Raw genomic sequence first — 8,249 nt, forward strand, 5'->3', positions numbered from 1 at the left:
GCGACGTCACCCGCTGGTCAGGCCGGTGCTCGCTCCGCCCGCGCGGTTTCCAGCAGTTCCTCCGCGTGCGCGCGGCCGGTCTCGGTGTCGTCCAGACCCGCGAGCATCCGTGCCAGTTCCACCACCCGCTCGTCGTCGGTCAGCGTGCGAACTCCGCTGTCCACCTTGCCTTTTCCGTCATCGGACTTGTTCACGACCAGGTGGGTGTCGGCGAAGGCCGCCACCTGCGGCAGGTGGGTCACCACGATGACCTGGTGGGTACGCGCGAGCCGCGCCAGCCGCTTGCCGATCTCCACCGCGGCCCGGCCGCCGACGCCCGCGTCGACCTCGTCGAAGACCATGGTCGCGCCGTGATCGGACCCGGCCAAAACGACCTCCAGCGCCAGCATCACCCGCGAGAGCTCACCGCCGGAGGCACTCTTGCTCAACGGCAGCGACTGCGCGCCGGAATGCGCCGAGAGCCGGAACTCCACCTCGTCGACCCCGTTCGACCCGGCGTGCAGCTGCTTTCCGTCGATATCGATCGGCGCCGAATCCTGCGCGCCGGCGGGTACCGGGCGCACCTGCACCTCGAGCCGGGCCTTGCCCATCGCCAGCCCACCGAGCTCTGTGCTCACCGCGGTGGCCAGCTTGCCCGCCACCTTCGCCCTGGCGGCGCTGAGTTTGCGGGCGGCCTCGCGCACCTTGCCCGCCGCGGTCTCGACTTCACCCGCGAGTTTGGCCAGCGCGTCCTCGGACACATCCAGCGAGTCGAGGCGGGCGCGTGATTCGTCGGCCCAGGCGATCACGCCGTCGATATCGGGCGCGTATTTGCGGGTCAGCGATTTCAGCTCGGCCTGGCGGGTGAGCATCGAGTCGAGCGCGCCGGGATCCGACGGCAGCTCCGACAGATAGCCGCTGAGTTCGGTGGTCACGTCGACGACCACCGCGATGGCCTCACCCAGCCGCGGCGCGAGCCCGGTCAGCCCCGGATCGTCGGCGGAATCCAGCCGCGCCCGCGCGCCACCGAGCAGATCGAGCACACCACCACCGTCGGCGGGCGCATCGGTGGGACCGGACAGCGCCTCGTGCGCGGCGACGGCCGCCTCGCGCAGCGAATCCAGATCACTGAGCCTGCGGATCTCGGCGACCAGACGGGTGTCTTCGCCGGGTTCCGGTGCGATGCCGTCGATTTCGGCGAGCGAATGCTTGAGCCGGTCGGCTTCGAGCGCCAGTTCCCTGCTGCGCGCAGTCCGCTCGAGCAGCTCGCTGCGGGCATCGAGCCACGATCGGCGATGCACCTGATACCTGCGCAACAGCCCGGCCACACCGTCACCAGCGAACTGGTCGAGCGCGGCGAGTTGCTGTTCCGGGCGCTGCAGGCGCAGCTGGTCGTTCTGGCCGTGCACGGTCAGCAACCGGGAGGTGAACTCACCGAGCACCGCCGCGGGCACACCGCGACCACCGAGGTGCGCGCGCGAACGCCCGTCGCTGTTGACCGTGCGCACGGCGATCACGCTGCCGTCCTCGTCGGCCTCGGCGGCGGCCGACTCCAGCACCTCGCCGACGGCCGCGCGGGCCGCTTCGTTGACATCGTCGACAACGAACCGGCCTTCGACCACGGCCTTCGCCGCGCCGAGCCGCACCCGGCCCGCGTCGGCGCGCGCGCCGCTGAGCAGGTGCAGGCTGGTGACGACCATGGTCTTGCCCGCACCGGTCTCACCGGTGAGCACGGTCAGACCCGCATGGAACTGCGCGGTCGCCGTCGAGATGACGCCTAGTCCGTCAATCCTGATCTCTGTCAGCATCGCGGCTGTTCTCCGTTCGATGTCTACCCCGCCAGCCGGTGACCGGCAGCTGGAACTTGCGCACCATCCGGTCGGCGAACGGTGCGGAATCCAGCCGCACCCACCGCACCGGTCGTTCGCCGCGGACCACTTCGGCGCGGCCGCCGCGCGGCAAGGCCAGGGTGCGCCTGCCGTCGAGGAACACGATCGCGTCGTGTCCGGTCGCCACCGTCTCCACGGCGATCAGCGAATCCGGGCTGGTCACCAGCGGACGGGCGAACAAAGCGTGCGCGTTGCTCGGAATGACCAGCATCGCCTCGAGTTCCGGCCACACCACCGGTCCGCCGGCTGAGAACGCGTACGCGGTCGACCCGGTCGGCGTCGAGATGAGGATGCCGTCGCAGCCGAACGCGGACACCGGCCGCCCGTCGACCTCGAGCACGACTTCCAGCACACCCATGCGCTGCGCGTTCTCGATGCTGGCCTCGTTGAGCGCCCAGCCGCGTTCGACGATCGTGTCGTCGACCCGGACGGTGACATCGATGGTCATCCGGTCTTCCACGGGATAGTCCCGGTCGACCACCTGGGCCAGCGCCACGTCGAGATGCTCGGCCTCGGCTTCGGTGAGAAAACCGATGCGGCCCAGGTTGATTCCGAGCACCGGCACCCCGCTCGGGCGACCGAGTTCGGCCGCGCGCAGGAAGGTGCCGTCACCGCCGAGGGCGAGCACCATCTCGCAACCCAGCGCCGCGGACGGGCTGTGCGGCACCACCCGCACCGGGTAGCCACCGGGCTCGTCCTCGAATCGGGTGCTGTCGGCCTCATCGGCCAGAACCCGCAGGCAGATGCCCGCTTCGGCGAAGATCTTCGCCACCCGGTGCGCGGTCTCGATGATCTCCGCGCGGCCGGGATGGGCGACGAGCAGGATCTCCCTGCCGCCGTCGTGCGTGTTCACTGCGGACCCTCCTCGACCGCACGGGCCACCAGGGCCTCCACCTGCGTGGCGTCGTACTCGAACGCCCCGGCCTTGCGCAGCCACAGGAAGTACTCGACATTGCCCGACGGGCCGGGCAGCGGGCTGGCCACCACACCCTGCGTCCGCAATCCGAGCGCACCCGCCGCCGCGGCGACTTCGCGCACCACTTCGGCGCGCAACGCCGGATCACGCACCACGCCACCGGAACCGACCCGTTCCTTGCCGACCTCGAACTGCGGCTTCACCATCGGCAACAGATCCGCGCCGTCGGCGGCACAGGCAGCGAGCGCGGGCAGCACCAGCCCCAGCGAGATGAACGACAGGTCACCGACAACGGATTCGACTGTGCCGCCGATGGTTTCGGGGGTGATGTTGCGCACGTTGGTCCGGTCGTACACCTGGACCCGGTCGTCGTTCTGCAGCCGCCAGATCAGCTGGCCGTACCCGACGTCGACCGCGGCGACCTCCCGCGCTCCCCGCGAGAGCAGCACATCGGTGAACCCGCCGGTCGACGCGCCCGCGTCCAGGCATCGCTTGCCCGCGATGCTGAGCCCCTGCGGTTCGAACGCCTCCAGCGCGCCGAGCAGCTTGTGCGCACCACGCGACGCCCACGACACCTCGTCGGGTTCCTCCCGCACGATCAGCGGGGTACCGGTCTCCACCGCCGTCGCCGGTTTCACCGCGACGGTTCCGGCAATCAGGACGCGCCCCGCGCTGATCAGCTCGACCGCGTGTTCTCGCGATCGCGCCAATCCGCGGCGAACCAATTCGGCGTCCACACGCGCTCGCCTTGCCACCTCAGATCTTGTCCACTGTCGCCAGGGCATCCACCAGCACGTCGTGCGCCTGCTCGAGAATGCGCGCACGGCGGGTGATGTCGGCACCGGCCTCGGTGTTCTCGGCAGGTCCGGTGACCGCAGGGGTCGCGCCGAGTTCGGCGAGCAGCGCGTCGACCTCGGCCTTGATCCGGTTCGGGTCGGCCGGTTCCGGCCGCGCCTGACCACCAGGCAGATGACTGCCCGGCAGTGGGATCCCGGGGCGGGGTGGCTGCGGCGCGCCGGTCGGCGGTGAACTCGGAGTACTCATCGTGTCGTCAACGCTATCGGATTTCCGAATCGACTGCGCGCACCCGTACCGCCCTGCCGGGGTGCTCTCGCAACAGTTCCGCGACAGCCGCGGGCGCGACCGCTTCCGGCACGATGTCGGCATTGAGGGCGTCGAGTGAGGTGGCGATATAGGTGGGCACCTGCGCCGGTGGCGCGATGACCACTTCCTCGAGCGTGCTGACCCCGGTCAGCACCAGCAGCGAGTCGAGCCCGAGCCCGTTGGCGCCCTCGATGTCGGTGTCGAGGCGATCGCCGACGACCAGCGCGTTGCGGGCGCCGCAGCGCTCGAGCGCGTCTTCCATCAGCGGCGCGTACGGCTTGCCCGCGACCAGCGGTTCCCGATCGGAGGCGGTGCGCAGCGCGGCGACCATGGACCCGTTGCCCGGCGCGAGGCCGCGCTCGTTCGGCAGGGTGCGGTCGGTGTTGGCGGCGACCCACAGCGCACCCGCCCGCAGCGCGTACGCGGCTTCGGCGAGGTCCGGCCATGCGGTGGTCGGCGAATGCCCCTGGACGACGGCTTCGGGCGGTACGTCGCCGAACCGGCGGATCGGCACGAGGCCGACCGCTTCGATCTCGGCGGCGAGGTCGTCGGTACCGACGACGAGCACCCGGGCTCCGGGGGCCAGCCGGTGTGCCAGCATCCCGGCCGCGGCCTGGGCGCTGGTCACCACATCGTCGGCCGTGGCCGGATAGCCCAGCTCGGCCAGATGCCCGGCGACCGGGCCCGGCCCACGGGCCGCGTTGTTGGTGACATACACCAGCCGCTGCGCCGAATCACCGTCCGGAGCGAGCGCTTTCGGGGCGCCGTCGATCACCTCGGGACCGCGGTACAGCGTTCCGTCCAGGTCGAGCAGCAAAGCGTCGTATTGATCGCGTAGCCGATTCACACACCCTCACTCCGTCGTCACTGCCGGGCCGGACACACCTGCCGACCCTAGGCGAGCCCACCGACAGCTCCGGACCTCACCGGACCGTCGAATCGCACTCGCACTCTTCATAATCGAGCATGGGGAAACCGCCCGTGCACGGTGTGCCTCTTTTCGGAGCCCGCTTTCGCGCGCGTCGCCAGTCCCGGTGATTCAGGTCACCACCACCGATCGAACTGCGCACCGATGCGGTCGTCATCCTTCGCACGGAGAGGTCCACTCGTGGACATCGTCTTCTTGGTCGGCCGCTCCTGCATGGCCAAGTACGCGGCGGCCAAAGGCGTGCCAGCCGCCAAGGCCGGTGCCATCGCCGGCGGCGTCGTAGCGCTGGTGGCCGCGATCGTCAGCGGCGCGCTGATCCTGTTCCACCTGGTGAGCACCACCTCAGCAGGTGCTGCTCGGCCTGACCCGGCCCGCTGTTCGGCGCCTTCTGCCCCAACGCAAACCGCCGCAGCCCGGGAACCACGGTCGGTTCCCGGCCTGCGGCAGTTGCGTGCTGAGGGTTACGCGTCGCCGGTGAGTTCCGCGGCGCGGTCCTCGGCGTCGGTCTCGTCGTCGAGGTCGGCGGCAGCGGCATTGAGGAACCACTGCAGACCGTCGTCGGTCCGTCCCGCCGCGACCAGCGCGTCGGCGTAGGCGTAGAACAGGCGCGCGGCGGCCGAACCGGTGCGCGCCGGATCCAGATCGGGGGTCTGCAGCGTCACGACGGCCTGGTCGAACTGACCGAGGTCCATCCGCGCGCCGGCGACCACGATCCGCAGCTCGGTGGCCTCGTCACCGCGGAGCGCCTGTGCCTCTTCGCTGCGGCCGAGCTCGATAGCCCGTTCGGGCCTGCCGAGTCCACGCTCGCAGTCCGCCATCACGGCCAGCAGGCCGGAGCCACCCGACATACGTCGCGCGGTCCGCAGTTCCGAGAGCGCCTCGGCCCATTCCTCGGCGTGATAGGCCACCACGCCCGCGGTCTCGCGCACCACCGCGATGCGGCCGGCCCGCTGCCGGGCGGCCCTGGCATGTGCCAGGGCCAGGCGGGGGTCGTCTTCGAGCAGCTCGACGGCCATCACCATGTGCCGGGCGACGGTCTCGGCGTTGTTCTTGTCCAGGCTCAGCAGATCGCGGCGCACGGCCGGATCGAGATCGGAGGCCTGGACGTCTTCCGGCAGATCCGGCTCATCCGGACGTGCCGCGCGGCGGTCGGTGGACCGTCCGCCCGCGGTCCGGGCGCCTTCGCCGCCACGACGGCGGTCGTCACGGTCATCGGTGCCACGGCTGCCGTAGCTCGACTCCGCGGCGCGGGCCGAGGTGTCTGCGGCGGCGTCACGATCGCGATCCGAGCGGTCTGCTGCGGCCTCGCGGTCGTCGGCTGCCTCTTCGATGTCCTCGTTCACCGGCTCGGCGACTACCTCGTCCACGGACTCGGCGCGCTCGGTAGCCGACGAGGTGTCGTCGGACTGCTCAGTGGACGCGGGTGCGATCTCATCGCTTGCTGCTGCCTCGACGTCGGCCGATTCGATATCGGCCTGCTCGATACCGGTGGCATCGGCGTCCGATGCGGCCGCCGACGAGACGACGCCGAGGACATCGCCTTCACGCTCGCGCCGCTTCTCGCGGTACGTGCCGTCCAGCGGCGCACCGTCCTCGCCGACGTAGCGTTTCCCGCCACCGGAGTCGCCGCCCCGCTTGAAGCCACCGCGTCCGCGATCGTTGTCGCGGCGGAAGCCGCGGTCGTTGTCGTCACGCCGCTGGTATCCACCCCGATCCGAGCTCTCGCCGCGCTTGAAGCCACCACGGTCCGAACCGCCACGCGAACGGTCGTCGCCCTCGGTGCGGCGGAAGCCACCACGGTCACCGGAGCCGCCACGGCCCGCATCGTCACGGCGCTGGTAACCACCACGGTCACCGCTGTCGCTGCGACGGAAACCACCACGGTCGGCACCACCGCGCGAACGGTCGTCGCCTTCGTTACGGCGGAAGCCACCACGGTCACCACCACGCGAACGGTCGTCGCCCTCGTTGCGGCGGAAGCCACCGCGATCGCCGGAACCACCACGGCCCGCATCATCACGACGCTGGTAACCACCACGGTCACCACTGTCGCTGCGACGGAAACCACCACGGTCGCCGGAACCACCACGACTCGCATCGTCACGCTTCTGGTAGCCGCCACGGTCACCGGAGCCACCACGGCCCGCATCGTCACGCTTCTGGTAACCACCACGGTCGCCGGAACCACCACGGCCCGCATCGTCGCGACGCTGGTAACCACCACGGTCGCCACTGTCGCGACGGAAACCGCCGCGATCGCCGCCACGGTCCGAACCACCGCGCGAGCGGTCGTCGTCGCGCCGGAAGCCGCCGCGGTCACCGCGGTCGTAGCCGCCGCGCGAACGGTCATCGCCTTCGCGGCGCTGGTAGCCGCCGCGATCGCCACCGCGATCCGAGCCGCCACGGGGACGGTCGTCATCGTTGCGGCGGTAGCCACCACGATCACCGCCGCGGTCGAAACCGCCTGCGGGACGGTCGGATTCGTCACGGCGACGGAACCCGCCGCGGTCACCGGAGGAGCCCCGGCTCGCGTCGTCGCGCTTCTGGTAACCACCACGGTCGCCACTGTCGCTGCGGCGGAAACCACCGCGGTCGTTGTCGTCGCGCCGCTGGTAGCCACCGCGGCCTGCGTCGTCACGGCGCTGGTAGCCGCCGCGATCCGAACCACCGCGCGAACGGTCGTCGCCCTCGTTGCGGCGGAAGCCGCCGCGATCGCCGGAGCCGCCACGGCCCGCGTCGTCACGACGCTGGTAACCACCACGATCATCGCGGTTGTAGCCGGCACGCTGACCCTCGGAGCGATCGGAACCGCCACGGCTGCCACGATTGTCGTCATTGCGGCGGAAACCGCCACCTTCGCCGCGTCCTGCGCCACGGTTGTCGCCGTGTCCGCCGCGGGGGCGGTCGGTCGGTTCGCCGCGCCGGCCGAAACCGCGGGCGTCTCCGTCCCGGCGGAAAGGCTTCCGTCCGTCGTTGTGTTCCGACACGGCGATCCCTTTCTAGATTCCCCGGCCTCGGGGAGTGTTGTCATGGCCCCGCCTACAAGAATTCAACCACGGGCGGAGGACGGGGCATCGTCCGCCTGGCGTGCCAGGGCCGTCGTCGGCCCCACAAACGCCGATAGGGGACCCAAATCTGGGTCCCCTATCGCGAAGGATGTTCCGGCGGTGTCCTACTCTCCCACACCCTGTCGAGTGCAGTACCATCGGCGCAGGTGGCCTTAGCTTCCGGGTTCGGAATGGGACCGGGCGTTTCCCCACCGCTATAACCGCCGTAACTCTATGAAACTGTCACACAGAGAGCCACAACCAACCAACCCAAAGGGTCGATGATTGTTGTCTCGGTGATCTGTGTGTTGTTTCAGATACCGCACAGTGGACGCGTAACACCTTCGATAGTAAGCCCTCGGCCTATTAGTACCAGTCACCTACAC

At 70.2% G+C, this 8,249-nt stretch carries 7 protein-coding genes and 1 rRNA gene; all 8 read right to left on the reverse strand.

The features are described from left to right. Positions 1–17: 17 nt before the first annotated feature. Positions 18–1,787, reverse strand: a complete 1,770-nt coding sequence (gene recN / locus ACWF82_RS03865; protein ID WP_452497684.1) for a DNA repair protein RecN — start codon at positions 1,785–1,787, stop codon at positions 18–20. Beyond that, entirely contained in the window at positions 1,765–2,721 is a 957-nt protein-coding gene (locus ACWF82_RS03870) for an NAD kinase (protein ID WP_452497686.1), read from the reverse strand. Before ACWF82_RS03870 ends, recN begins: the two co-directional genes overlap by 23 nt. Then, the gene (locus tag ACWF82_RS03875; RefSeq protein WP_452497688.1) at positions 2,718–3,539 is read right to left on the reverse strand and encodes a TlyA family RNA methyltransferase; all 822 of its coding nucleotides are present in this window, start codon (positions 3,537–3,539) and stop codon (positions 2,718–2,720) included. The genes ACWF82_RS03870 and ACWF82_RS03875 overlap by 4 nt, the downstream gene beginning before the upstream one ends. 1 nt (position 3,540) lies before the next feature. Further along, positions 3,541–3,828, reverse strand: coding sequence for a hypothetical protein (locus ACWF82_RS03880; RefSeq protein WP_379088908.1), 288 nt, complete (start codon positions 3,826–3,828; stop codon positions 3,541–3,543). A 13-nt stretch (positions 3,829–3,841) separates the two neighbouring features. Further along, positions 3,842–4,735 (reverse strand): HAD-IIA family hydrolase, encoded by an 894-nt coding sequence (locus ACWF82_RS03885; protein ID WP_452497690.1) that lies wholly within the window; start codon positions 4,733–4,735, stop codon positions 3,842–3,844. A gap of 234 nt (positions 4,736–4,969) precedes the next feature. Continuing rightward, a complete protein-coding gene (locus ACWF82_RS03890; RefSeq protein WP_452497692.1) occupies positions 4,970–5,143 on the reverse strand; it encodes a hypothetical protein in 174 nt (57 codons plus the stop codon). A 134-nt stretch (positions 5,144–5,277) separates the two neighbouring features. Beyond that, positions 5,278–6,159: a hypothetical protein gene (locus ACWF82_RS03895; RefSeq protein ID WP_452497725.1), complete on the reverse strand. Its 882-nt coding sequence runs from the start codon at positions 6,157–6,159 to the stop codon at positions 5,278–5,280. Positions 6,160–7,975: 1,816 nt separating this feature from the next. Further along, positions 7,976–8,092: ribosomal RNA gene (gene rrf, locus ACWF82_RS03900) — 5S ribosomal RNA — on the reverse strand. Positions 8,093–8,249: the final 157 nt, after the last annotated feature.

It is taken from the genome of Nocardia sp. NPDC055053, from assembly GCF_053608285.1.

Coding starts and splice junctions, on each gene's coding strand:
- ACWF82_RS03880 (WP_379088908.1), bottom strand. CDS start 3,828: ATGAGTACTCCGAGTTCACCGCCGACCGGCGCGCCGCAGCCACCCCGC.
- recN (WP_452497684.1), bottom strand. CDS start 1,787: ATGCTGACAGAGATCAGGATTGACGGACTAGGCGTCATCTCGACGGCG.